The organism is Arcanobacterium phocisimile, from assembly GCF_016904675.1.
GTDB classification, from domain to species: Bacteria; Actinomycetota; Actinomycetes; order Actinomycetales; family Actinomycetaceae; genus Arcanobacterium; species Arcanobacterium phocisimile.
Map to the genome: position 1 here is coordinate 1,091,140 of NZ_CP070228.1, position 26,562 is coordinate 1,117,701.

The window sequence follows — 26,562 nt, forward strand, 5'->3', positions numbered from 1 at the left end:
ATTACTCGTTATTCTTGGTTATTGAGCACCGGCGGCTAGGTGGCTAGAGGTTGAGAATACGATTGTGAAGTTGCGGTGACAATCTGGCTGTCACATTGTTCTCCGGCTGCATCCGAAATGTTAAGGCTGGATGCCCCATTATTTATGTAGCTCGGTGGCGGACCAAAGCTCGAGATTATTCTCAATGAGGGAGACCGCGGCAAAATTCTCGATTTTCGAGAAAAATAATCAGCCGACCTGCACCGTTCTGCTTGCCCAATGACGAGCGATCAATGACAGCAGGGAATCCCAGTAAACTTAGCGTCTTGGTATCGATCAGATTTATCTCATCATCGACACAATACATACCAACGGTGCTGCAGTTGAGAACCTGAAATTCTAACTTAGAGCACTCCAACTTGTACCATGCATTTAGCCCTGGTCTGTCAAATGGTCAGGTCTTGTCCAAAAATGTTACGGAGGCGAACATACGTCGCCTCCGTAACAATTTTGAGTAACTAATTCGACGTGACTTTAAAATTGTCGTTTTTTGGTGGTATTAGAAACACGGTCCTGGATCCGGGCTTGAGTTTCTGCAGTAGCATGGGTGGCTATCAGTTTCTGATACTCTGCAGTGTCATAATAGACCTCTTGACGTGCCGGATTACGACGACGAGAGACACAGAAATAAATGTGATAGAGGAAAACACCTACGTTGCATACCAGTGCCGCTAGAGATACGAGGAACAGTGCAGTTCCGTTGTGGGAAGACTGATGTTCAAATATAGAGGCATTGGTGAACGTCGGAACGGTAAGAACGAACCCGGTCCACAACGTCAATGTATATGAACGATATTGAATCCATGCCCCGCGTCCCATCTTCATAAATGCCGGTACGGTACACGAAGCCAATAGTGCGACACCCGAATACCATGCATGGTCAGAGATACAGTTGTAAACGAACGCAAAATTCCATAGATCGTAACCGATGATCCACCAAATAGTGAGATCACCCCAAATGACCGTCCTATCACGGTTCTTCGATACAAAGATTCCGAGCCAGCCGGAAATTGCTAGCAAGTTGAGAACACCTGCGATCGCGTTCATAATATTCCACGATCCGCCCCAGTTGACCATTCCACCTTGATAGGGGTCAATTCCTTGAACCCAATATCCTTGGATGTCGCGTACAACGGCCTCTAAAATATTTCCGGCAAGCAAAATTGGCGGGAATAAAAGATACCAACGGTTATTACGCAGACGTGGCACAAGTTGAATTCCGACAAGTGAAAGCGAACCCAGTAAGGCCGAATAATGCTTAACGACGGGGAACCAGCCCGCCGTCGTCGTCCCTGCGGTTGAATATGGCCACCAGAAGATTCCAAGTGTAATTGGCAAAATAATAAAGAACAACACAATTGCCCACTTATAACGGATAATTAGCCAGGCTCCTACTGCAAGTGCAACCGTTGTCACAATAAGCGCAAGATAGTCGTACCACTCGCCAACTTCGAAGAAAAATAGGGTCGGGTAATCCGGAGGCACAATCGTAAATAAACTAGACATAGAAACAAATCCTTTCTCTAGTATTGAACAGATGACGGTAGGTGGCGGTTAACCACCTACCGTCATCTGTGCTCAATGCTTCTTTCCCCATCCATGCAGATATGTTTTCTCGTTCTTCTGACGAATCTGCTCATCCCATGAGAACTCGGGCTCTTCCCAGTCGACGTAGTAGTCTTCGTCTAGGCGCCCATCCCACGGTGTTTCCGGGCCCGACGGTGGCCAGTGTGGATTATCGGTCACCGGAGGCCTGATCTCAGCAACTGCCGGGTTACGACGGCCAAACCGCATCCACTGCGTTTCTGTTTCTTCGAATAACGGTGTTCCGTCCCACCGTCCAGCCGGAGTTTGCGAACCGAAGAACCGACCACCGAGTAGACCACGCATAATCCGACCGCTAAGCTGTGGTTTCTTCCGAAACTCTGCAACGCGTTTGAGGTAAGCGTTTTGCATGTTCGTCATACATCCGCCAACAAGCTCAATATTGAGCCAGTTAACAACTTTGTTAAACAAATTGTCGTCTTCATATCCAATGCGCCAATGATTGATTAAGCGGCATCGCTCACCTTTGAGCGGGACGAGATAGAAGCACCATGCTGCAGCGAAATGTCTCATTCCTGGGAAGCGGAACGCATACGATCCAGGGGCAGCTGGCGGCATTTTGGTATCAGTCCATGACACCAAATATTTACCCGGTACGATATCAGTCCACTCCATCGTCATACCGTGATAATCGAAGGCTGCGACGTCACCAGGCGCGATCGCATCTGCAACTTGGAATTCTTCCTGGATCTCATACGAGTTAAAGAAAGGTAGGCGGGCAAAGGTGCGCTCAAGGAATTCCGATGAAAAAGAACCGGTTCGGTTACATCCGAGTTGTTTCAGGTAACGGTATACCGCATATGCAGGTGCGTCGATGTCGATTGCATACGTCGACGAATAACCGTTGTCGTAGTTCGCGTCAATTAAGTCGTCTGCCGGATAACGAAAGTCTTGCTCTTCCTGTGTTGCCTTGCCATGCATCTGGCTATAGGCATAGAGGAAGCCAAATGTACTAGCACCCAGCACTCCCCCAACCTTCATAGCTTTCTTACAAAATTTCAGTGGAGAACTTTTTCCCATTACTCACGCCTTTGTCAGTTTCGGATGACCACTCCATTGCGGTCGCGATTACTTAACTATAAAGCATAAAATCTCCCTAACGTGTGACCTAAATCCCAATATAAATTGGAATTCTAGGTCTATTCTGGTTTATTAATGACGAAATTACTATGAGGAGAATGCTCAATGACGACATTCCTTGGCCTATGGGAAATAGGCACTCCCCGATTATGGATAATGCTCATCGTCGTGTTTATCGCACAAGTAGCAGTAGCTGAAATTAACCGACGATGGCTATGGACGTGTTTTGCCATGTGGATGGTTGGAGGTGTACTACTGATTCCATACGTTGCTTACCATGCCGTCCCCCTCGTTGGCTGGTTCCCAGTGGGCAAATACATGATCATGGTCAGTGTTTCTATCCTCAATGGCTATCTCGTGTGGCTCGGACGCAACAATCCGCATAAATTCCATCGCAATATTATGCTCATCGGTTTTGTCTCATGGCTAGGCGTAGCAACCAACATTATGGAAGCCAATGTTCGTGATGTTGCGATTTACTTTAATACCGAATCTTATAATTCGTGTGCCGCTGACTGGCAATGTCTCAAGGAAGTCAATGATTCCCATGCCCTAGACATGATCGAAGGCTTACCAGAAACCCGCAACACCACCGCTCCGCTACATTCAGATGAATGGTATCAGGAAGTAGCACAGAACTTTGCCGACACTAACGTCGGAATCGATCCAGAAACCGGATTCCGCACTATCGGAGGCTGGTGGAACCTCGCTTCGGCAGCCGCAGGCTTACTCAACATCATAACGATGACAGGTTGGGCAAAAATCACTGTCTCTACACGTAAAGACCAAAAAGTCAAAGGCCTAATTTGGGCAGATATGATTTGGCCTTGGGTTATCGCCTACGATCTGTGGAATCACGCATTCCTCTACAATGCGCTCGCCGATTACACCTGGTATTGCACATTCGCTCTCCTCATGGCAGCAACAGTCCCAGCATTCTTGTGGGCAAAGGGACAATGGCTATGGTTTAGGTGTTACACACTCATGTTCTGGATCGCGATGAATAATGTTATTCCAGAGTTACTCATTTCTCCGGAGCAAAACAACTTCGCTACCATGAATCCAACAGCAAATATTGTCTGCTCAATGCTTGCCCTTATCGCAAATATCGCACTCTTTATTTACTGCGCCTACGTTGTTATCGTCAAACGCCGCCAACCATACACAACAGGCCTATTCCAAGACTTTGGTGCTTATCGAACAATAGTCAAGGAGCACTGCAGCGAAGAAGACAAATACTGGATGTGCGATCTTATCAAGGAGACCCCACAAGAACTCGGATTTGAACCTGATTCACCACTACCACCCGCAACGACCGGGTTTATCACACATCTACCGTGGTGGGGTAAGAACGATAAACGTTATCCAAAGCTGCGAACTCCAGTGTCAGTCGATCCACTACTCGTCGCTAAAGGTGTTAAAAGCGACCCACAGTGGGACGTAACTCCACAAACGCTGCGGTGATAACTACTGCGACACTCACACTCATTCTAGTTATCTATAGTTGAGACATAGTTGTGGGAGGTACTCACGTGAGTACCTCCCACAACTTACATCACATTCAAGCAACTCACATGCCGCTAGAACATTAAACGTTAGACTATCCAAGCTAACGCTAGAGCGTTTCAGACAAGGTGAATAACTGCCATATTCTTCCGTCCCTTACGAACCAGAATCAGGCTGTCTCCAAGAGCATCACCAGCTTCCAGAGCGCGCTCTTCATCAGTAACTTTGACGTTGTTAATAGCTACGCCACCTGAAGCTATGGTTCGACGGGCGGCACCGCGCCCTTTTTCAAAGCCAAGGCTTACTAGGACGTCTTGTACACTCGTTCCCAGAGACGCCTCGACTGACGGAAGCTCAGCAACTGCGTCCCGTAAAGTATCCGCGTCTACCTCTTGTGGATCCTTCTTTCCGAATAGAACCGAAGAAGCGTCCTTGACGCGAGCAGTAGCCTGCGCCCCGTGAACCCACGTTGTGACTTCATCAGCTAAGACACGCTGTGCTTGACGGGTATGTGGCCGCTCAGCGACTTCGACTTCCAGATTTTCAATTTCTTCGCGCGAAAGGAAGGTAAAGACTTTCAGCATGCGGATAACATCGGCATCTGCCGTGTTGAGCCAGAACTGGTAGAACTTGTAGGGGCTCAGCATCTGCGGATTGAGCCAGACAGCGCCACCTTCGGTCTTTCCGAACTTTGTTCCATCAGATTTAGTAATCAACTGGTTGGTCAGTACGTGAACGCTAGCGCCTTCAACCTTGCGGATCAGGTCCATTCCGCCGACGATGTTACCCCACTGGTCGTTTCCGCCAAGCTCGAGTGTGCATCCGTAACGGCGGTAAAGTTCGAGATAATCATTTGCTTGCAAAATCTGGTAAGAGAACTCGGTGAACGAGATACCCTCATCGGATTGAAGGCGCCGAGCAACAATATCTTTAGAAAGCATTGTCCCCATGCGGAAATGCTTGCCCAGATCGCGCAAGAAATCAATTGCACTCATTGACTGCGTCCAGTCCAAGTTATTGACAGTGATTGCCGCGTTTGGCCCCTCAAAATCAAGGAGCGACTCAAGTTGGTCACGCAAGGCTTGAGTCCATTGCGCAACAGTTTCACGAGTATTTAAGGAGCGCTCACCTTTGGGACGTGGATCGCCGATCAGGCCGGTAGCACCGCCAACCAAGACAATCGGCCGATGGCCTGCCATCTGCAAATGCCGCATCATTTTTACGGCAACAAGATGGCCGTGATGTAGTGAAGCCGCAGTTGGATCAAAGCCGCAATAGAACGAAATAGATCCCTCAGAAAGAGCCTTTCGTAGCTCGTCGATATCTGAATGCTGAGCAATAAGCCCACGCCATTGGAGTTCATCAAGGATGTCAGCCAAGGGATTTCCTTTCGCTTGCAGTCGCATGTTTCTTCGCTATGACGCTATTGTGCCTTAATCCCACCGCATACTCCAACTCTCAAGGCGATGTGTGTGCTACGGAATGTGTAACGTATCGCAGTGCCTTTACCTTCACAGGTTCCGATAAGCTCACCGCGTAGACTACGGTGTTGGTGAGATAAACGTTCGAGATCAGAAGTAAGTGGAGACCTTGTTAAAACAAGCTATTGTTATTGCACTCGCATTCATGGGCCTCATCATTGGTGCGGGATTCGCCTCGGGGCAAGAATTGCTCGTCTATTTTATTGCTTTCGGAGTGCCCGGTATTTGGGGTGCACTCGCGGCGGCCGTGCTTTTTGCTCTCTCGGGCTATGTTGTCATGCAGCTAGGTTCATATTTTCATGCCAAAGAACACTCGGCAGTGTTCGACGAAGTTTCACATCCAATCGTTTCTCGGATGCTCGATGTCTTCACAATCCTCGTGCTTTTCACGATGGGTTTTGTCATGATTGCTGGAGCAGGTGCAAACTTCCACCAGCAGTACGGCTTACCCACCTGGGTTGGATCGATCGTGCTCGTTGGGCTCATTATCTTCGCAGGTATGCTTGACGTTGATAAAGTGACGACGGTGATCGGCTTGATAACGCCGTTTATTCTGATCTTCATTGTACTTGCATCCATACATGCATTCACCGATGCAACGTTATCCATTAGTGCACTCGAACCAGTTGCGAAAGAGCACCTCACTCCTGCTATTTCATCATTGGTGTTATCAACCGTTAACTATGTAACGATGTCAATGGCTCTTGCGATTTCAATGGCCTTGGTTATGGGCGGAAACTTGCTCAATACTCGGGTAGCCGGGCTCGGAGGTCTTATCGGTGGCGGTATTTTCGGTATCATTCTCATGCTTGCGGTGCTGGCAATATTCACTCAAGTAGACAAAGTCTACGGCGCTCCAATGCCAATGCTTGAAGTTGTCAATCAAATTCATCCACTAGCCGGTATCGCGATGGCAGTAATCGTTTACGGCATGATTTTTAATACTGCTATCGGCCTTTACTACGCACTAGCTAAACGTGTTACTTCAACTGCTCCGAAGCTGTTCCTCCCCGCAATCGTCATCTTTTCATTTATTGGATTTGGTTTATCGTTCTTCGGTTTCGAATCCCTCGTGGGCACGCTCTATCCGATGGTTGGATACGTAGGGATCATCATGATGGGCATCTTAGGTTACGCTTGGTTTACTAGACGTGAGGCTATCAAGCAAGAGAACAAGATCCGCAACAAAATCCGTAAGCTGTTGCGTGTAAAATGGGATGTCACCCGAGTTTTTACTCGAAAACATGAGGCTGCACTCGTGAAAGCCTTGGATGCTTCAAACGTCGATTCTCTCGAACAGCACCGCGAAGTTTCAGCCGAGGTGGTCGCTGAGATCGAAGAAGACGACAACGCCGATGTGGAGCCGGCGTGGGAAGCAATCTCCCAGCAATGGGAAGAAGAGGCTGAGGCTGTGGAAAACGGCGAGGACTTCGACCCGGAAAATGTTGATCGAACTGAAGCTCGAGTCCAAGAGTTAGAAGCACAGCACGAAAAAGAAACCGACGATGATGAAAACGCCACACCGCCGTCGCAGTAATTCATCGATAGAATCGGAAAGTCCTCAGCGCAATAGGTTTGTCCCCAGCCATTAATCATGGCTGGGGACAAACCTATTATCAAAACTTCACGCTACTTGCTACCAAATCCTTGTGCTTGGATATGTTCCATAAAGCGATCCTTCAACTCCGTAGTTCGCAGCTTACGCACAATCTGAGTCGTGAAAGCATCTACCCGGCGATTAAGATCTCGCGAATCGTAGTAAGTCGTCATCTTTTCATCATATTCAGCTAACGTTTGAACCCAAGATTCAGGCTCAGCATAGGTATTTTCCATAACCCGCAAATTCGTATCCATTCGTGGCTTGAGCTGAGGCGTTTGAGCAGGATGCCCGAAAATCATTCCCAGAGCAGGAAAGGTGAAGTTTGGAAGCTGCAATAACGAAATTACTGATGGAATATCATTAAGAATAGAACCTAGTAGCGTCACCCCAAGCCCCATAGACTCTGCGGCAACCGTCATGTTTTGAATCATGAGAATGGCATCGGTGAAGCCTTCACGGAAAGCATCCATTGACTTTGCAGGGGTCGAATCCTGACCTAGTTCATCGAGAATACGCACACTACGCCGTGTATCTACGACCGCTACCACTAACTCTGGGGCCTTGGCAATATACGGCTGGTTGCCTATCTCGGCGAGCCGGTCGCGAATCATTTGATCAGTAATCCGGATCAGTCCAGCATGCTGAAATCCCCGCGAAGTCGACGTTCTCATCGCAACATCGAAAATCGTTTCGACGACGTCGTTCGCTACGGGTTCGGAAGAAAACTCACGTATCGAACGATGTTGTAACTGTTGAGAAATGGTTTCGTTGATCACTTGGTTTCTCCAATAGAGGTATGAGCCAAGAGTAGCAATTCAGTTTTCAGTTCGATTGCGCGCTGAGTTGACGAGGAGATCACCAGGACTGTGTCATCGCCGGCAATACAGCCTAAGACGCCATCGATAACAGCACGGTCCAAAGATGATGCCAGAAGCTGAGCTGCACCGGGAGGGGTACGCAAAACAACCTGGTTATCAGCTTGCTGTGCACTAACCAAGAGCTCACGTGCCCAGCGTTTGAGTTGAGCACGAACACCGTTATCAGATTCGGCTAATTCCGTAACGCCCGGGACTCGGTAAACACGCTGTCCGGCAGAATTATGTTCTTTGAATGCCCGGAGTTCTTCAAGATCACGTGACAATGTCGCTTGAGTAACAACTATGCCTTGGTCGTGCAAAAGCTGGCGAAGTTCAGCCTGCGATGCGATAGGCGACTGATCAATTAAAGCTACTATCATTGCTTGACGTGCAGCGCGGGTTGTAGGGATTGTCCGATCCATCACTTTATCTCCTGTATTTCGGCCATCGCTATCACGAACGGATGCAGGTCTTCACGAGTAATAATCAGTGGCGGCAACAGCCGGATTCTGTCATTACTCGTCGCAGATACTAAAAACCCACGCATCCGCAATTCTTGTTCAACCCTGTATGCTTCTGGGACTTCAAGGGAAAGCATCAACCCCTCGCCTTGCACTTCATAGCCTAGGTCGCTTAATTCCTGTTTCAACCATGCCCCAGTTAACGTGATTTGTGGAAGTAACGGTTCAAGCGTATCTATCACGCTTAGTCCCGCAGCCGTAGCGAGCGGACTTCCACCGGTGGCAGACGATTCCATACCACGCTGGATCAACCGACCAGCAGTTTGAAAACCGATTGTGACACCGATAGGAACACCGCCGCCTAAACCACGAGCTAGTGTAATCACATCGGCTACCACGCGCGGAGTGTGCGCAAACCAACGACCAGTTCTTCCAGCTCCGGATAGCGACTCATCAACGATGAGCAACGCACCATAGCGATCGCACAGATCACGAATTCGACCTAATTCTTCGTCACTTAGCCGCTCGATAGAGCGACCGTGATGTATATCGATAACGCAAGCAGCCACGTCGTCATCGAACGACTCAGCAAGCTCCGTCGCGTTCTGGAGCACTTCTACCCCGCCAACAAGCGGTTCGAACGGCGAACGCGATACTTCATCTGCCAACGACAGAGCACCCATTGTTCGGCCGTGATATGAACGGTTCAATGTCAAAATTCGCCCGCGAGGCTTATGCAATCTAGCTAGCTTGAGAGCCGATTCCATTGCCTCGGATCCCGAATTAGAGAAAAATACTCGAGCAGTAGCTCCTAAATATCCTTCATCGGACAAACACTGCTGAATACGTTCAGCTAACGCGACCTGTGGCTCTGTGGCATAAACATTTGCCACATGGAGGATTTTGTCAGCTTGTGCTGACACGGCAGCACGTAACTGGGGATGCTTGTGTCCCAACGATGTGACGCCACCACCAGAATCCAGATCGAGGTATGCATTGCCATCAGTATCCCACACTGTAATACCTTCACCGCGTGAAAGAACCAGCGGTGGCAACCCGTATGCTGCCATCATACTTTGATCGTAACGTGGTAATAGTCCCGACATTAGCCACCTTCACTTCCACTTAACACTGTGCATAACTATACAAGGTAACGGATGGGAGCCATGGGTAAAGTAGTGTTAACCCGCTAACGTGACTGATCCGACCACGGGGTTAACCGTAACTTGCGCTCAGCGGCGCCAACCCCCTGCTTCGCCCGCGAACGCAACTCTTCTAAAGAATCAGTACCTGCACGCACCTGCGTTCCAGCAAGCGAGTCGAGCTCACCATCAGCAATAGCCGCGATTATTTCAGATACTTCGTTTGGGGAATTCCATTCAGTACGGTTTTTATGCATCAACTGGTTATCCGTCATATCGGTCTTTACGATGCCGGGGGCTACCGAGAAAACTCTTAAACCTGAATTATACCCAGCTTCGTGTAACGACCCAGCAAACCGCATTAACGCGGTCTTGGACACAAAATATGCTGAGGACATTGCGTTATCGAATACTGCTGCACCCGAAGAAAGGTCAACGATTCGGCCACCACCACGTGCCAACATGCCAGGAACTAAACCATGGGCGAGCAGATAAGGTGCCCGAACATTAATTTCTTGGGTCTTCCACCACGATACGGGGTCAGTTTCCCACGGTAATGCTTCCTCAAACATGACACCAGCATTATTGATCATCATGTCGATGGGTTCGTCTACTACCTGCTCAACGAACGTAGCAATCTCTTCCGGTTGCGCTAGATCCACGCCGAAAGTCATCACTTGTGCACCGCGAGAATTGCACGCCTTCGCAGTGTCGTATAAGGCCTCGTGAGTACGTGCCAACAGTAGAAGCGTACGACCTGGGCAAGCGATCTTACGTGCAATATGTGCACCAATTCCGCGAGATGCACCGGTAAGCAAAATAGTTGAAGAGTCCATATATAAAGTCTAGCGTGTGAAGCATCATTTTTTAGTGATACTTCACACGCTAGATCTAAATTTCCGTGGCTGAACACGGGTAGTAGCCGAAAACTCCAGACTGACTCATCTGTGCACAATCTTATGCACAGATCAACCCATCAGGCACGGAGCTGCGCTCCGAACTGCTTTCCAGTCTTCTTGATAATACGGTTACGCACCGTAGCGGTTTCCTCAGCGGTCAGCGTGTGATCGCGACCGCGTAGACGAAGCGCAAAAGCCAATGATTTTTTACCTTCTGGGATCTGATCACCGGAGTAGACGTCGAAGAGTCGGATATCTTCAAGAATATCGCCCGCAATAGTTGCGATTGCTGCTTGTAGCTTCGCTGCTGGTATTTCATTGTCCACGATAAGTGCGATATCTTCCTTGGCCGCTGGGAATGCGCTCACCGAAGTAATGGTCATTGTTTGACCAGTGACCGCCGTGATCAACGCATCGGCGTCTGCTTCGAAAGCAACCGAACGTGGTGGCAGATCAAACGCCTTGCATACCTTCGGTGCAAGCTCGCCAGCATGGCCAATTACCTGGCCGTTGACAATCGCTTGTGCACCGCGTCCCGGATGGAATGGTGCCCGAACCACGTTCGAGAACTCTACCGTTGCGCCAAGCGTATTGGCCATAATATTTATTGCCTGCAGAGCGTCTCGCCAATCCCACGTTACGGCAGAGAAACCGGCACGTGCTTGAGTCGCGTGCGGTGTTGCCACCCCAGCAATATGGTGTGGTTGGTGTGGCATGGCGTTCTCAATTGCAACTAGCACCTCATCGCTTGGACGCTGCCCAACACCAGGATTAGCAACCGGAGTGAGCTCGTGTGGGCGCGTCACGATAGACGATTCGAAAATCGCAACACTGGGGTTGGACCGAGCAACATTGAGCTTGGCAGTATCAAGCAACGAATCCAATATCGAAGAGCGCATATATGGCGCTTCCTCTTGTAGCGGATTAGCAAGCTTGATAACTTCACGACGCGGATCTTCGGCGTCGATCTGTTGATTCTCGAACGCTGCTTGGGAAATGAACGGATAGGACAACACTTGAGTCCAGCCTTGTTCTGCCAATGCGCGGACGATATCACGGTGATGACGCTGGTCGACGGTTAGTCCAGCTCCCCCGGTAGGCATCGGCAGGATCGACTTGATTTCATCATAACCAACGAGTCGAGCGACTTCTTCAACAAAATGCGCCGGACCGACAAGATCTGGACGCCATGGTGCAGGAGTGACGTTCAGTGTTGTCCCGTCACCTTCAATTCGACAACCGATATCGGTGAGGATACCGATGATCTTGTCGGTTGGGACCTGCAACCCAGTAAGACGTTCAACTTCAGAAACGTCGAACGTAATCGGCTCAATTCCAGGCACATCAGCGTATTCGAAATTATCAGTATCGATTGTGCCACCACCGAAATCAGCTAATATTTCGGCAACCAAATGGGCAGCAACATGGGTAATGGTTGGATCCACACCGCGCTCAAACCGCTTCGACGCCTCAGAAGGGAGACGGTGACGGCGAGCCATACGAGCTACCGACACCGGATCGAAGTGTGCAGCTTCGATCAAAATATCGACCGTTGAGTCGCCGATTTCAGTCTGCGCGCCTCCCATGGCTCCTGCGAGTCCGACTACTCGCCCACCATGACCACCTTCAGAATCTGCGATGACGAGATCTTCTGGGTCGAGTGTACGTTCGACGTCGTCAAGGGTAGTGAGCTTCTCGCCAGCGCGTGCACGACGCACTACCAACGGAGCAGTGATCTTGTCGAGATCATAAGCATGCAGTGGCTGACCAAGATCAAGCATGACATAGTTCGTGGCATCAACAACGAGGGAAATGGGGCGCATACCCGCAGCCGTCAAGCGATCTTGCATCCATTTCGGTGACTGGGCTTGTGGATCAACACCGCGCACAATCGTGGTAACGAAACGATCTGCACCGGGCTTACCATGAATCGGACGCTCATCTTCCACGACAACTGGAAAACCGTTATTGTTCACCGCTGGCAGGTCACTTTGCAGATTTTCTGCCAGACCTGGATCGGTAAACTTCGCGCCTGTGGAGTGAGAATATTCGCGTGCCACACCACGCATAGAGAAGCAGTAGCCACGGTCTGGGGTGACGTTAATTTCGAGAACTTCGCCGGCCAATCCGAGATACGGCAAAACATTTTCACCAACCGCTGGAATACCGGCGTCCCTAGCTTCGGCTTCATTGTGTGCCAGAACAATAATGCCATCGTGATCTTCGCCGAGACCGAGTTCGCGTGCGGAACAAATCATGCCATCAGAGATGTGACCGTAGGTCTTGCGGGCTGCGATCGCGAAATCACCCGGTAGGACGGCTCCCGGAAGCGAGACGACGACGTAGTCCCCTTCAACGAAATTGTGGGCGCCACAGATAATGCCGCGCGATGGGAAGTCAACTGGTTCTTTACCTTCACCAGGCGCGTCGTTATGCTCACCGACGTCGACACGGCAGTAGTTAATAACTTTGCCGTTCTTTTGTGCTTCTTTAACAAGAGTGAGAACTTTTCCGACGACGATCGGGCCTGAGACTTCAGGAGCGTGGATTTCTTCTTCTTCCAAACCAACCTTGACGAGGTCCGCTGCTAGTTGGGTAGCGCTGAGATCTGCTGGAACTTCGACATGGCTAGCTAGCCAATCAATCGGGATGCGTGGCATCAGTTTCCCCTTCCCGTGGTGCCAAATTGCTGTGAGAATCGAATATCGCCTTCTACCATGTCACGCATATCAGCAATAGCGTTACGCAACATGAGGGTCCGTTCAATTCCCATACCAAACGCGAAACCAGTGTATTCTTCAGGATCGATTCCAGCGTTTCGTAGAACTTCTGGGTTGACCATTCCACAGCCCCCCCATTCGATCCAGCCTGGTCCACCCTTCTTCTGCGGGAACCATAGATCCATTTCGGCTGACGGCTCAGTAAATGGGAAATACGATGGCCGCAGTCGAGTACGCGCCTGTTCGCCAAAGAGCTGTTGTGCAAAGTGGTCGAGCGTGCCCTTCAAGTGCTCCATCGTCAGGCCCTTATCCACGGCCAAGCCTTCGATCTGATGGAAGACTGGGGTGTGGGTGGCATCGAGAGCATCGGTGCGGAAAACCTTGCCTGGGCAGACAATGTAGAGTGGCACACCGCGTTCGAGCAATGCGTGTGATTGTACTGGCGAGGTGTGGGTGCGTAGAACGAGACCTGGCTGGGTTTCGACGTCGGCTTCCGAGCCAGCGTGGGCAACACCGTCGACGTAGAACGTGTCTTGCATCTGCCGAGCCGGATGGTCTGGACCAAAGTTAAGCGAATCGAAGTTAAACCACTCGTGTTCAAGCTCAGGGCCTTCAGCTACTTGCCATCCCATGCCGATAAACAGATCAGAGATATCTTCCATCAAAGCAGGGAGGGGATGCCGTGCACCGCTTGGCGTGCGAGTCACCGGTAGCGTGACATCAACAGTTTCTTCAACGAGCATCCTAGCTTCTACTTCAGCTTCAATACGTTCAGTAGCAGCTGTCAATGCAACCTGAATATCTTTGCGTGCTCGCCCCATAAGTTTTCCAGCAACCGGACGCTCGGATTTTTCAAGCCCTTTAATTCGCATATTGGCTTGAGTAATCGGGGCATTATCGCCGGTATGCACCAGGCGAGCTTCTTTTAATTCATCGAGTGTTTGGGCATTCGAAAATGCTCTTTGCGCCGCAAGGACTGCTCGTGCGATCCCTGCTTCATCCAGTGGACTCAGCGGTTCCATAATGGCCTTTCATCCTGAAGAAATATCAGTACCTATTGTACGTTGTGGAGGAAAGAACCGCGGATTCGGAGAAGGATATACTTCGTCACGATTATTGAAGTGAAGAAAATTCCAGTCCTCGCCATGAGCTGAAAAAGTCACCCAGACATGAAATCGGACACTGTTCCCGGTAAGGTGGAATGAAACACAGGTAACCGTTCGGTTATCTTAATCACGATAGGAGACCCCGATGACTGACGAGAAGAATATTTTTGATCGCGCAGCGGACGCAGCAAAAGGCGCTTTCGATAGCGTTCGTGACAAAGCAGAATCGAGTGAGCTACAGGAGAAACTGACGGACGCTAAATCTGCCGTAGTAGATGGTATTCGCTCGGCTGGCGAAAAAGCCACCGATGCTGTTCGCGAGACCAAGCACAAGGCTGAAGACATTCTCGGCAAGGATGATTCCGTCATCGAAAAGGCTGATCGCAAACTCGAGCATACTTCTGAAACCATGGGCGATAAAATTGATGGTGCGGCTAAGCGCGCCGAAGATTTAGGTGACGAGCTCGGTGACAAGCTAGAGAATGCTGGCGAGTGAGTAACCTATTGAGGTACAAAATGGCCAATTGGGCTCTGTTCGGTTGAACTAACTGGGTGGTCGCATCCGATCATAGAGATGCTTAGGCCAGATTGAAAAGTCCATCTGTAATACGTATACACAGTGTGGGGATCGCTTCCGAGCGATCCCCACACTGTGTATACGTTATATCGGCGAATTAAGTTGCCGGTGAGAGGTCTGGTGGCACCGAGCCACCACTTCCCTATCGACCGTCAGTCCATCAAACCAACATGGCGAAGAACCTGTGCGATTCCTTCTTCTTCCTCAGGAAGAAGAACGGAAACAGGTTCTGGCATCTTGTTGGATTCAAAAACGCCCAAGACCTTCAGCGCAGTCTTGAATGCTCCAACGCCAGCACCAAAGCCGGTAGTTGATGAAGGAACCATAACGATGCGCATAAGGTCAGAAAGACGATCTTGTTCCTTACGAACGGTCTCCCAATCACCTGCTTGGTAGGCATTCCACTGGCGAACGTAGCCAGCAGGGTCAACGTTAGCAAGGCCTGGAACCGAACCATCAGCTCCACCGAGGTATGCGCCGTCGACAACAACTTCGTGACCGGTGAGCAAAGACAGTGGGTGACCCGCACGCTCGTTGTCCTGAAGAAGGAACCGGAAGGAAACGTCGTCACCGGAAGAATCCTTCACACCGGTAATGACTCCGTCTTCACCCAAGCGCATCAAGAGTGCTGGTGGAAGCTTGACGTGTACACATACTGGGATGTCGTAGGCGAACAATGGAAGATCGGTCGCTGCGCCAACCTGGCGGAAGTGACGTTCAACCTGTGGCATACCGCCAAGCGCATAGAACGGTGCGGTGGCAACAATGCCGTCGACGCCGATCTTCTCTGCTTGCTTGACATGTTCGATCACGCGATCAGTCTGGGTATCAATAACGCCAGCGAGAACCGGGACGCGACCAGCAACAACTTCGTTGGTTGCGCGTAGGATCTCCTCGCGACGGCTAGGAGTAGCGAATGCACCCTCACCGGATGAACCTAGAGCGAAAACTCCATGAACACCGGCATGGATCATACGATCTAGGCCGCGCTGGTATGATTCTGCATCGAACGTGCCGTCTTCATGCTCGGCAACTACTACTGGTGGAATAACTCCACGAAATTCTGTCATGATCCTTTTCCTTATAGAGTCGGGTGGAGCAATGAAGGCGCAGCACCCAAAAGTTTCCTAGTATAAGCGTCCTTCGGGTTAGCTAACAGTTCGTCAGCTGGTCCTTCCTCGACGACGAGGCCCTTATTCATAACAGCGATACGGTCAGAGACGTAACGAACTGTCTGAATGTCGTGGGAGATGAACACCATTGCTAGGTTTAATTCTTTCTTCAGATCCGTCAGCAAGTTCAGGATCTGCGCGCGAACGGAAACGTCCAGTGCAGACGTTGGTTCGTCAGCAATAATCGCTTTTGGCTCCAGAGCCAGAGCGCGGGCAATAGCCACGCGCTGACGCTGTCCACCGGAAAGCTGACCAGGCAGCGCATCGAGCGCAGAAGCTGGCAAGCCAACCATCGATATGAGGTCGCTTACGCGCTTCTTGCGCTCGGCCTCAGTACCGATCTTATGTACACGGAGCGGATCGGCGAGCTGATCTTGGACAACCATACGTGGGTTAAGAGCAGTAGCTGGATCTTGGAAGACGACGGAGACCACACGCCCGACGCGACGACGAGCATCGGCAGAGCGCTTGGTGATTTCTTCTCCGTTGAAGTACACGTGACCAGAGGTTGCCATCTGCAAACCGCACATAACGTTTGCGGTTGTTGACTTACCACAACCGGATTCGCCAACGATTCCGAGGGTTTGGCCAGGCATGACTTTCATGTTGACGCCGCGAACGGCCTGGATCTTGTTGGGCTTGAAAAGCGAGCCAGTACGAGTTGAGAAGGTGACTTTGACGTCCCTCAGCTCGATGATTGGAGTATCCTGTGAAGTCACAGTTCTTCACCTGCCTTTGCGGTATCGGTGTTTTGCGATTCTGGACGTGGAGGTAGCGCTGCGTAGTAGTGGCGCGGTCCGACTTCGGTCAGTACCGGACGGATATCCAATCCATAATCTGGGTGTGAGGAACGTGGAGCAAAGCGATCACCGCGTGGGAAGTCCTTCGGCGATGGAACTGTTCCAGGAACCTGGTGGAGGCGGCCAGAGCCAGACTCGATGGAGAGCACGGCACCGAGCAATCCACGAGTGTATTCGTGGGTTGGATTGAGCAAGAGTTCGCTTGTAGGTGCCTGTTCGATAACCTGGCCTGCGTACATAACTGTAATCGAATGCGCAACTTCAGCAACGAGAGCTAAATCGTGTGACACGAAGATCATGGCAAATCCGAGCTTTTCGCGCAGTTCGTTGAGCAACGCAATGACTTGCTTCTGAACCGTGACGTCAAGCGCGGTTGTCGGTTCGTCCGCAATGATGAGCTTTGGATCACGGGTAAGTGCCATTGCGATAAGCACGCGCTGGCGCTGACCACCGGAAAGCTCGTGTGGATAGGATTCCAAGGTACGCTTCGGATCAAGGCCAACAAGTTCGAGAAGCTCTTCTGCGGTGCGAGTGCCACCACGCGAAGTTAGCTGCTTCATCTGAGACTTAATAAGCATTGCTGGATTGAGCGAGCTCAGCGCATCTTGGTAAATCATAGCCATCTCGTGGCCAAGAAGTCCCTGACGCTCTGCCACGCTCATTTCAAGGAGATTCTTCCCCTTGTAGAGCAACTCGCCCGAAAGTTCTGCCCGTGGGTCAATCAGGCCCATGATGGACAATGCCGTAATGGATTTACCACAGCCAGATTCACCAACCAGACCCATCGTTTCACCCGGCGAAACGGTAAACGAAACGTTATCGACGACGTTCACATCACCATGGCGGGGGAACTTAATGGAGAAGTTCTTAACTTCGAGGAGCGGTTGAACCTCTGGATCTGACATGAATCGATCGCTACGTTTGACTTCTACCTCGCGGAGCGCGTCGATGCGTGCCTGGAGTGATGCGGCTTGCTCTGCGTATGCCTTGCGTGGATCGAGAAGAAGCTTGTCTGCTTCACGCTTGGAGGTTGCGTCAACCTGAGCGACGGAGACACCCTTAGGTGCTGCGACCATTGCGTCGGTGATGCCTTCAGAGAGGATGTTCAAGCACAGCACGGTAATCATGATCATGATGCCGGGGAAGAAAGCGGTCCACCACTTTCCGAGCATCACCGAGATGTTGGCTGAAGCATCTGACAAAACATTTCCCCAGGTTGGTACCATTGCTGACTGCAAACCGGAACCGATAAAGGTCAAGGATGCTTCGAGAATGATGGCGTCTGCAACAAGAACAGTTGCGAACACGAGCACTGGAGCTGCGGTGTTACGCATAACGTGCTGAGTAAGAATCCATGGTGCTCGTGCACCGGAGACGATGATTGCACGAACGTAATCTTCACCGTAGGCACTCATAACGTTAGCGCGCACAATACGAGCTAGCTGTGGCGTGTAGACGAAGGCGATCGAACAGACAATCACGAGCAGGATACCTGCTAGGTTGTCGGAGCTGAAACGTGCGGAGAACACCAGCACGGTCACAGCTGCCATAGCGATGCCTGGCACTGCCATGATGATGTCGAGGATACGCATGATGACTTCGGAGATCGACTTGCGAACAACTGCCGCGATCGAACCGATAATGGCGCCGAAGAACAATGCGATTGCTGTGGAACAGATACCGATGAGCATCGAGAAGCGGCCACCGTAGAGCAACCGGCTGAGGATATCACGCCCGACGTGGTCAGTACCGAAGATATGCTCAGCGTTTGGTGGGGTCCACTTGCCAAAGATAGCATCTGGTTCGTAGGGGGCAATCCACGGAGCAATCAATGAGATGAAAGCGATGAGTGCCAAGACTAAGAGCGCAATACGTGACCCCAGGCTCATATTACGGATGCGTGAGAAACGCGCACCTGGTTGAGTAACTTTTGCTAGCTTTTCTTTGTTTCCCATGATCACACCGACCTAATACGAGGATTAATCAGCAAGTAGAGCATGTCAACGATGATGTTGACGATGATGAACGCAATAGCAACAACCAGTGCGCCACCTTGTACCAAGTTCACCCAATTGTTCTGGATGCCCTTGATAAGAACCTGACCCATGCCATTAATCGCGAAGATAATTTCAATAACGACTGCACCACCCATCAGGTAGCCGACTCGAAGACCGAGCACGGTGACTGGAGTAATGAGTGCGTTGCGCAGGACGTTGCGCCCGATGACGATGTGCTTTGGAATACCTGCACCCAGTGCAGTACGAACGTAGTCACGATCTAATTCTTCAACCATCGAGGTTCGAACCACGCGAGTCATTTGACCAATGACAGGAATAGCGAGAGCAACTGCTGGGAGAAGCATGCGCAGGAACCAGCCCCCAAAATCATCAAAGATTCCAGGTAGAGCTCCAGAGACTGGCAGCTTGCCGATAAATGCAAGAACAAGAAGAACGGCTAGCCAGAAGGATGGAGTACCGATGCTTATTACCGATAGGACGCGAATAACCTGATCTGGCCAACGGTCACGGTAAATAGCTGCGAGAACGCCGAGTGGGAAAGAAACTAAAACGGCCAAAATAAGGCCAAAGAAGGTCAATTGGAGAGTGACTGGAAGGGCTTGACCGATTAGAGAGGAAACGGTATTCGAAACACCAACACCGTAAACACCAAGATCACCTTGCACAAGATTAACAATATAGAGTCCGAGACGGACAAGAAGTGGTTCGTTCAGGCCTTGCTGTTCACGAAATGCTTCAAGCTCAGGAAGCGTTGCATTTTCACCAAGTGTTGCATAGGCCGGATCGATTGGCGATAACGCCATGATAAGGAAGACGAGCACCGTCACGCCCAGCACCATCACTGGGAGCGCGACAAGGCGGCGTCCAATTAGTCTCAGTAGATTATTCATTCCATCTTTTCCTTACGACTATTCTCAACCGTTTGAGGGGCAGATGCGGCTCAACGCATCCGCCCCTCATTGGCTTTATTCAGATGTCTGAATTACTTGTGGGTTGCACTCAAGAGGTACAGACCCGTTGTAGCGATAGCGTCAACGCCATCAACGGTTGCTGGGTTGTAAGCAGTAATCATCTCACGGTGGAAGAGTGGGAAGATTGGAGCCTGCTCAGCAACGATATCCTGCAATTCGCCCCACTTGGCCTTGGCGTCAGCACCAGAGAGTGAATCGGCTTCGTTGATCAACTGCTGGATCTGTGCGTAAATCTCTGGATTCGAGTTAGCGAAGTTGGAACGCTTGTGCATCCAAGCGTTATCGCCGTACCACCAGGAGAAGAAGATGGCTGGGTCGTTACCGAAGACCGATGGATCACCAGGAGCCAAAATCACATCGTAAGTTGGACTTTCAACGTCAGCGTTGTCTGCGTAGAGAGCTGCTGAAGCCTTGGACTCGATGTTGACAGTGAGACCAAGCTTCTCCCAATCTTCCTTGATCTGTGGTGCAAGATTTGCAACCCATGGGTGATCTGTGGTGAGGAGGGTCATGTTGAGATCAGTTACGCCAGCATCTGCAAGGAGCTTCTTTGCATCATCCATGGAGTAATCCATGTTCGTGGTTGGCTCCTTGAAGTCTGGGTTAACTTCTGGAAGGAAGGACTTTGCCTTCTTCGCCTTGCCCGATAGTGCGGAATCAATCAAACGCTGACCATCGACAGCCTTAATCAAAGCACGGCGAACTTCTGGCTTATCGAACGGGGCCTTGGTGGTGTTGAACATCAAGAACGGGTTGTTGTAACCCTCGACTTCCTTGACTTCCCAACCTGCACCCTTGAGCTCTTCGATGGTGGCAGCTGGAACTGCTTCCATGACGTCGATGGTGCCACCGAGGGCAGCTGCGAGACGCTGACTATCATCCTTTTGCGGATTCCAGACAATCTTCTCAAGCTTTGCTGGGTTCTTGCCGTTGTAGTGCTCGTTGACTACTGCGGTGATTGGGGTGCCTTCCTTAGGAGCGGATTCGAACTTGTATGGACCGGTACCGATCGGCATGGTCTTGAGTTCGTCGTCGCTCATTCCTGCAGGAACAACCTTCACCAAAGCCATACGCTCCTGGAGCTTAGCAAATGGGTAGTTGAGTTCTACAGTGACTGTGGAATCATCCTTTGCACTGACGGCCTTGATTGCCTTGAAGAATGGAGTGTAGAGACCACCTTCATTGGAGTTACGTTCAAATGACTTCACAACATCCTCAGCCTTAACTGGGGTGCCGTCTGAGAACTTAGCATCCTTACGAAGTGTGATTTCGTAGGTCAGTTCACCGACTTCCTTAGGCTCACCCTCAGCAAGAGCTGGGTGGGTGGAATAGTCTGCCATGTTGTAATCGTATAGGCCTTCGAGTATGTGCCAGTTGACACCGTTTGCAAGAGCAGAACCGGCGTGGATTGGGCTCCAGTTAGTTGTTTCGTATGCAACACCAGCGTTGAGAACACCAGATGGACCTTCAGAACCGGTCATCGCATCGTCAGTCTTCTTTTCTTCAGTTGATCCACCACAAGCACTCAGTGCCAAGGCAGTCGCTGCGAGGGTTGCAACGATTCGAGTCTTCTTTACAGACATAGACTTTCCTCTCCATTGAGCATATGAACGATATATCTATTTCGCTCGTATGTTGTCCGACAAATTCATACTAGATCCTCTACCCTTTGGTTGCAACGCATGAACACACCTTTTAGGTAACGATCTTATAACAGTTTGATATCGAGAAAACTTTACTGAAAACATCAAACGCATTAGGCTCTGCGCTGAGCTCTAGCTGACGAATACAAGCACAGAGAAGTTGCCATAGCGACATTAAGAGACTCCGAAGCCCCCCACATCGGTATGCGTACGAGCGCATCAGCCCAGTTATATTGTTTGGCAGTGAAACCATGCGCTTCGTTACCCACAAGCCACATAGTCGGACGACGTAAATCGATCGTCTCCAACGGGCGAGCGTCACGCCCGGCGAGGAAGGCGGCATCCGACAACTCCCCTAGGTCATACTCTCCATTTCCATCAGCTATAAGTACTTGGAAACCCGCATGATGAGCACCGTTAACAACCCGTTCTACATCCTCATCTTCAATGATCGGAAGATGGAAATACGATCCAGCAGTAGCACGCAATACTTTTGGATTTGTTGCATCGACGGATCCAGTGCCCAGAATAACCGCATCGGCAGCTGAGGCATCTGCTGAACGGATGATCGTACCTAAGTTTCCCGGATCTACCGTTTCAATCGCACAAACGAGCAAAGAGGCCTGTGCCATGATCTCGTCAAGATTTTCTTCATCGGGCACGGAGATTACCACGAACAAACCTTGAGCATTGGGAGCGACTTGCTGAGCTAAGTCTGCCGGCAATACGTGGGTATACGGATCGGACTCTTGTAATAGGCTGTCAATATCTGGATGCCGTCCCAAAGCTTCTTCAGTGACATACACATCGCGCACATTTGAGCGCATAAACACCAATGCTTCACGTACGCCCTGTGGTCCTTCAACGATCGCTTGACCATATTGATGGCGAGCCTTGCGACGGTATAATCCAGTCACCTTTTTTAACTGGCCAGAATAGGTCATCATTGGTGTGCGCGGCATCGATTCTCCTTGTACATAAAATACTACGCCCCCACTCTACTAAAGACTGGGGGCGTAGTAAGTTTTATAACGCGTTAGTTCATGCGACCGGGGCGTTAACGTCAGCTGGAAGAGCCTTGCGTGCCGATTCAACAACAGCTGCGAAAGCTGCAGGATCGTTCACTGCCATCTCAGCAAGCATACGACGATCAAGTTCGATACCAGCGAGCTTGAGGCCCTGCATGAAACGGTTGTAGGTCATACCGTTTGCGCGAGCACCGGCGTTAATACGAGCGATCCATAGCTTACGAAACTCGTTCTTGCGGACCTTGCGGTCGCGGTAGTTGTAGACGAACGAGTGCGTAACCTGCTCTTTTGCCTTACGGTACAGGCGGGAGCGCTGGCCACGGTAGCCAGATGCGCGCTCAAGGACTGTACGGCGCTTCTTCTTGGAATTAACAGCGTTCTTTACGCGTGCCATGTTATATCTCCTTTAGTGCGAGCTGGCTCAGATGCCGAGCAATGACTTGACCTGCTTGACGTCTGCCCGTGCCACCGGCTGATCCGAGGACAGGCGGCGGGTACGGCGGGAGGACTTGTGCTCGAGAAGGTGGCGCTTGCCAGCCTGCTCACGCATAAGCTTGCCAGATCCCGTCTTGCGGAAACGCTTCTTTGCACCGGAGTGCGTCTTCATTTTTGGCATTTTATTTTCCCTCAATGCTGTCGTTAAACAGCGTTCTGTTCTAGCTTTCGGCATGACCAAAAGCGGTTCGTGTCAGCTTGTCTTACGTTAAGTTATTTTTCGTCGGAAGACTCAAGCAATGAAGCAACTCGTTCGGCGTTTTTCTGCGTTCGACGTACTTCTTCAGCGCGACGGTTTTCCCGGTCGGCTTCGCGACGACGACGCTGATCTGACTTTGCTTCGGACTTTCGACGAGTCGGTGCAAGCACCATCACCATCGAACGTCCATCAACGCGAGGCGCAGATTCCACTACAGCATCTTCTGTGGTGTCGGCTGCCAATCGCTCCATCAGCTTGATCCCAAGTTCTGGACGTGACTGCTCACGGCCGCGGAACCGTAGCTGGATCTTGACTTTATCTCCACCGTTGAGGAATTTGATAATCCGCTTCAACTTGGTTTCATAGTCGTGATGATCAATCTTGAGGCTGAGTCGCATTTCCTTGAGCTGGGTATTGCTCTGGTTACGACGTGACTCGCGTGCCTTCTGGGCGGCCTCATACTTGAACTTGCCATAGTCCATGAGTTTGGCTACTGGCGGGTTCGCGTTTGGTGCCACTTCAACAAGATCGAGGTTCGCTTCTTGAGCGAGTCGCAGTGCATCCTCTACACGTACTACGCCAACCTGTTCACCGGCTGGGCCCACGAGACGTACTTCGGCCACGTTGATTCGATCGTTGATCCTTGGCTCGTTGATAATTGCTCCTCTAACTAACTTCGACGTGCGACGCGCACGGAGTCCAGAGGGCATACGGTACTAAGCCGTATTCTCATAACCCGATCCCTTAGGGACCCAGGTGGGAATTTCTCCGCTTGCGTTCCGGCTTATGCCGGTCGGTCACTGCCTAACTGTACCAGCTCTCCACTTCATGCACCTCATGGAGACGCCCGCAAAGTCATTCCCCAGCGGTGAGCTTGCACACTTTCACGCTTGGCGTGGACGAATTTCGACAAAGTCTAGACGCGCTTTGAGGTACGGATCGAGTTCAAGTGCGCGCCCGACTTCTTGGGCTGCCACCATAACTCGTTCTACCGCTGTGTGCGCCGGCAGATAAATTTCTATCACTGACCGCCCATTCATACCCGGGATAATCTCGATGGCATCGGCACCCGCTACGTGTTGACCAAGCTCCGCTAGCTTTTGAGAGATTTTATCATCAGCCCAGGGAGCTAACCATTTCCCACCAGTTGCCAGTGAGATGACCGCGCTACGGCCAATCCATGTTTCGCTATCACTACCTGGATCGAGAACAAGCTGCCCGCCGTGGTGTTTCAATGTTGCTAATGCAACCGATTCAATGCCCGCTGGTACTGGCCTCGCTTCGGGATTCCAAGAAAGCAGAGCATCGACTGCGGAAAACACTGCAACAGCTTTACGATTGTCGGCAATCACCTGGCATTCAAGCATCGTCTTTTCGTCTTGCAGGTCAAGCGCAGCCGTCTGATGGTCGTTGATTTTCCCATGCTCATCTCGTCCGGGGTGGGCATGCGGTATAACTGGTACTAAGACCCGATCAAGCACACTGACGATAGCCTCGACCCGATGTGCCGTCGGTTGCTCAAAAGCGAGCTTCAACGCCCGTGGCAAGGATCCGTCATCACCAGCAAACGGGTTCGGGGTCAGTAGCGCAGCAATATCAGGCATCCGCTTCTCCCCCATCCGCACTCAAGCTGGCCATAACAGCTTCAACTTCGGCTAACGTCATCTCAGTGATCGCACCAGGCAGATCGGCAGCCTTTTCTTCACCTAATATCAAAGCTTCGATAATCGGATCGAGACTGTTGAGCAATAAACCTGCAGGAATATCTTCGCCTCGCCGCCCATTCAAGAACCGAACTGCGTTGACCATACCAGACGTACCACTTTCAGTTCCGATGTCGTCACCCAAATCCGCAGTAATTAAAACAACGCCGTAGGGAGAAAGCTCAGAAAAGAGCGATGCTACCAGTTCAGGGCTATCCGACAGTTCAGTCGGTTCAGATTCTGGGGTATCCCCTGAGCCATCGAGAGTATCTATCTCGGGTGCAGGACTTGACCCCAGCAGCTCGGAGATATCCCAGTCGGCAAATTCTGGCACCGGAAGTTCACGCACAAGTGCCACGCCTGAGCTGGTGCTAACAGCAACTGCCTCAATTCCGCGTAATTTCGACACAGCTGCGATCATCTTGGTGTGGTTGAACGGAGTTAAAACGAGGTATCGCCGAGCAGAATTCACAGCTGACCAGCCTTCCGATGTTATATCGCTTGCGGGGAGAACCCTCCCACCTTCATCAAGTTAACAGTCTAGACTGCCACAACGCAGGTATCAAAAACTTAGGACCACCGTCCCAAGGCTTGCCTAACCTTGCTATCACAACGAAAAACAAACATCTAAACTGGTGATAACACTGATCAAGAGAGAATGGAGAGCAAGATGACTCTTACCTATGCTTCTTCCGAATGCGATTGCGAAATTAAGTTGCATGCTCCCGAACATCTTGATTTCACTGCTTCTACCGAAGATGATTCAATGTTCGGTTCGCGCTTAAACTGGCTACGCGCTGGTGTTCTTGGAGCCAACGACGGTATTGTTTCAACCGCCGGTATCGTCATGGGTGTTTCTGGTGCAGCAGTAGATAGCCATGCACTGTTCGCTGCCGGTCTGGCAGGAATGGTAGCAGGCGCCTTGTCAATGGCAGCGGGCGAATACGTGTCTGTTTCTACACAGCGCGACACGGAACAGGCTGCAGTGGCACGTCAGCGCTCTTTTTTCCGACGCGACCCGTACGCTGCTCAGCAACGCCTCGCTAGTTTGATTGCAGGTCGAGGAATTTCCAAGCCGTTGGCGTGGCAGATGTCGGCTGAACTCACGAAGAAAGATCCAATTCACGCCCTAGCACAATATGAGCATGGGATCGACGCCGATGAGTTAACAAACCCATGGCATGCCACGTGGGCATCAATGATTTCATTTATCCTCGGTGCGATCATTCCATTTTTGGTAATGATTCTCTCTCCAATTTCGATCGCCGTTCCGCTTACAGTCGCTTCAGTAAGCTTTGCACTAGCTATCACCGGTTCGGTGTCAGCCTGGCTTGGTGATGCACCGATTCTGCCTGCCACTATTCGCAATGTTGTATGGGGCAATCTCGCAATGTGGGGTACTTACGGCATTGGATTACTTGTTGCGAACGTATAGGACGCGCATAGCACAGCCTGCACAT

General features: G+C 50.8%; 24 protein-coding genes. 4 read left to right on the plus strand and 20 right to left on the minus strand.

Annotated elements, in window-relative coordinates; translation table 11 throughout:
• Positions 1 to 513: 513 nt before the first annotated feature.
• Both JTE88_RS04885 and JTE88_RS04890 read right to left on the minus strand, forming a co-directional pair.
• Positions 514 to 1,545: a DUF5692 family protein gene (locus JTE88_RS04885; RefSeq protein WP_204423114.1), complete on the minus strand. Its 1,032-nt coding sequence runs from the start codon at positions 1,543 to 1,545 to the stop codon at positions 514 to 516.
• A gap of 72 nt (positions 1,546 to 1,617) precedes the next feature.
• A complete protein-coding gene (locus tag JTE88_RS04890; RefSeq protein WP_204425765.1) occupies positions 1,618 to 2,625 on the minus strand; it encodes a hypothetical protein in 1,008 nt (335 codons plus the stop codon).
• 204 nt (positions 2,626 to 2,829) lie between these two features.
• Between JTE88_RS04890 and JTE88_RS04895 the strand changes: the two genes are divergently transcribed.
• Positions 2,830 to 4,188: a DUF5692 family protein gene (locus JTE88_RS04895; RefSeq protein WP_204423116.1), complete on the plus strand. Its 1,359-nt coding sequence runs from the start codon at positions 2,830 to 2,832 to the stop codon at positions 4,186 to 4,188.
• Between the two features lie 161 nt (positions 4,189 to 4,349).
• Here the strand turns inward: JTE88_RS04895 and tyrS are convergent, their stop codons facing one another.
• On the minus strand, positions 4,350 to 5,609 hold the full coding sequence (gene tyrS / locus JTE88_RS04900) for a tyrosine--tRNA ligase (RefSeq protein WP_204423118.1): 1,260 nt from the start codon (positions 5,607 to 5,609) through the stop codon (positions 4,350 to 4,352).
• A gap of 202 nt (positions 5,610 to 5,811) precedes the next feature.
• Between tyrS and JTE88_RS04905 the strand changes: the two genes are divergently transcribed.
• Positions 5,812 to 7,248 carry a YkvI family membrane protein gene (locus JTE88_RS04905; RefSeq protein ID WP_239519483.1) on the plus strand — a complete coding sequence of 479 codons (1,437 nt, stop codon included), beginning with the start codon at positions 5,812 to 5,814 and terminating at the stop codon, positions 7,246 to 7,248.
• 92 nt (positions 7,249 to 7,340) lie between these two features.
• On the opposite strand, the gene JTE88_RS04910 is transcribed toward JTE88_RS04905, so the two are convergent.
• From JTE88_RS04910 to pheS, 6 genes are all read right to left on the minus strand, one after another.
• Entirely contained in the window at positions 7,341 to 8,087 is a 747-nt protein-coding gene (locus JTE88_RS04910; RefSeq protein WP_239519484.1) for a nitroreductase family protein, read from the minus strand.
• A complete protein-coding gene (gene argR, locus JTE88_RS04915; RefSeq protein WP_204425768.1) occupies positions 8,084 to 8,590 on the minus strand; it encodes an arginine repressor in 507 nt (168 codons plus the stop codon). The genes JTE88_RS04910 and argR overlap by 4 nt, the downstream gene beginning before the upstream one ends.
• On the minus strand, positions 8,590 to 9,735 hold the full coding sequence (locus JTE88_RS04920; RefSeq protein ID WP_204423120.1) for an aspartate aminotransferase family protein: 1,146 nt from the start codon (positions 9,733 to 9,735) through the stop codon (positions 8,590 to 8,592). The genes argR and JTE88_RS04920 overlap by 1 nt, the downstream gene beginning before the upstream one ends.
• A gap of 83 nt (positions 9,736 to 9,818) precedes the next feature.
• On the minus strand, positions 9,819 to 10,607 hold the full coding sequence (locus JTE88_RS04925) for an SDR family NAD(P)-dependent oxidoreductase (protein ID WP_204423121.1): 789 nt from the start codon (positions 10,605 to 10,607) through the stop codon (positions 9,819 to 9,821).
• A 140-nt stretch (positions 10,608 to 10,747) separates the two neighbouring features.
• On the minus strand, positions 10,748 to 13,330 hold the full coding sequence (pheT, locus tag JTE88_RS04930) for a phenylalanine--tRNA ligase subunit beta (RefSeq protein ID WP_204423123.1): 2,583 nt from the start codon (positions 13,328 to 13,330) through the stop codon (positions 10,748 to 10,750).
• Entirely contained in the window at positions 13,330 to 14,412 is a 1,083-nt protein-coding gene (pheS, locus tag JTE88_RS04935) for a phenylalanine--tRNA ligase subunit alpha (RefSeq protein ID WP_204423124.1), read from the minus strand. Before pheS ends, pheT begins: the two co-directional genes overlap by 1 nt.
• 229 nt (positions 14,413 to 14,641) lie before the next feature.
• Here pheS and JTE88_RS04940 point away from each other — a divergent pair, with 229 nt between their 5' ends.
• A complete protein-coding gene (locus JTE88_RS04940; protein WP_204423126.1) occupies positions 14,642 to 14,992 on the plus strand; it encodes a hypothetical protein in 351 nt (116 codons plus the stop codon).
• A gap of 233 nt (positions 14,993 to 15,225) precedes the next feature.
• Here JTE88_RS04940 and JTE88_RS04945 read toward each other — a convergent pair whose 3' ends face one another.
• The 11 genes from JTE88_RS04945 to JTE88_RS04995 all read right to left on the minus strand — a co-directional run bounded on the left by JTE88_RS04945 (position 15,226) and on the right by JTE88_RS04995 (position 25,574).
• Positions 15,226 to 16,146, minus strand: coding sequence for a dihydrodipicolinate synthase family protein (locus JTE88_RS04945; protein WP_275586628.1), 921 nt, complete (start codon positions 16,144 to 16,146; stop codon positions 15,226 to 15,228).
• An 8-nt stretch (positions 16,147 to 16,154) separates the two neighbouring features.
• Positions 16,155 to 16,964: an ABC transporter ATP-binding protein gene (locus JTE88_RS04950; protein ID WP_204423130.1), complete on the minus strand. Its 810-nt coding sequence runs from the start codon at positions 16,962 to 16,964 to the stop codon at positions 16,155 to 16,157.
• A complete protein-coding gene (locus tag JTE88_RS04955) occupies positions 16,961 to 19,000 on the minus strand; it encodes a dipeptide/oligopeptide/nickel ABC transporter permease/ATP-binding protein (RefSeq protein ID WP_204423132.1) in 2,040 nt (679 codons plus the stop codon). Before JTE88_RS04955 ends, JTE88_RS04950 begins: the two co-directional genes overlap by 4 nt.
• A gap of 2 nt (positions 19,001 to 19,002) precedes the next feature.
• Positions 19,003 to 19,953: an ABC transporter permease gene (locus JTE88_RS04960; RefSeq protein WP_204423133.1), complete on the minus strand. Its 951-nt coding sequence runs from the start codon at positions 19,951 to 19,953 to the stop codon at positions 19,003 to 19,005.
• A gap of 92 nt (positions 19,954 to 20,045) precedes the next feature.
• Complete coding sequence (locus tag JTE88_RS04965) at positions 20,046 to 21,617, minus strand: ABC transporter substrate-binding protein (RefSeq protein WP_204423135.1); 1,572 nt, start codon at positions 21,615 to 21,617, stop codon at positions 20,046 to 20,048.
• A gap of 173 nt (positions 21,618 to 21,790) precedes the next feature.
• Complete coding sequence (locus JTE88_RS04970; protein WP_204423137.1) at positions 21,791 to 22,639, minus strand: TrmH family RNA methyltransferase; 849 nt, start codon at positions 22,637 to 22,639, stop codon at positions 21,791 to 21,793.
• A 79-nt stretch (positions 22,640 to 22,718) separates the two neighbouring features.
• On the minus strand, positions 22,719 to 23,099 hold the full coding sequence (gene rplT, locus JTE88_RS04975; protein WP_204423139.1) for a 50S ribosomal protein L20: 381 nt from the start codon (positions 23,097 to 23,099) through the stop codon (positions 22,719 to 22,721).
• Between the two features lie 27 nt (positions 23,100 to 23,126).
• Entirely contained in the window at positions 23,127 to 23,321 is a 195-nt protein-coding gene (gene rpmI, locus JTE88_RS04980) for a 50S ribosomal protein L35 (RefSeq protein WP_013170184.1), read from the minus strand.
• 92 nt (positions 23,322 to 23,413) lie between these two features.
• Positions 23,414 to 24,109 (minus strand): translation initiation factor IF-3, encoded by a 696-nt coding sequence (gene infC, locus JTE88_RS04985; protein ID WP_204423141.1) that lies wholly within the window; start codon positions 24,107 to 24,109, stop codon positions 23,414 to 23,416.
• Between the two features lie 174 nt (positions 24,110 to 24,283).
• Entirely contained in the window at positions 24,284 to 25,003 is a 720-nt protein-coding gene (locus tag JTE88_RS04990) for an SseB family protein (protein WP_204423142.1), read from the minus strand.
• Positions 24,996 to 25,574, minus strand: a complete 579-nt coding sequence (locus JTE88_RS04995) for a hypothetical protein (RefSeq protein ID WP_204423144.1) — start codon at positions 25,572 to 25,574, stop codon at positions 24,996 to 24,998. The genes JTE88_RS04990 and JTE88_RS04995 overlap by 8 nt, the downstream gene beginning before the upstream one ends.
• Before the next feature lie 198 nt (positions 25,575 to 25,772).
• Here JTE88_RS04995 and JTE88_RS05000 point away from each other — a divergent pair, with 198 nt between their 5' ends.
• On the plus strand, positions 25,773 to 26,537 hold the full coding sequence (locus tag JTE88_RS05000) for a VIT1/CCC1 transporter family protein (RefSeq protein WP_204423145.1): 765 nt from the start codon (positions 25,773 to 25,775) through the stop codon (positions 26,535 to 26,537).
• Positions 26,538 to 26,562 lie beyond the last annotated feature (25 nt).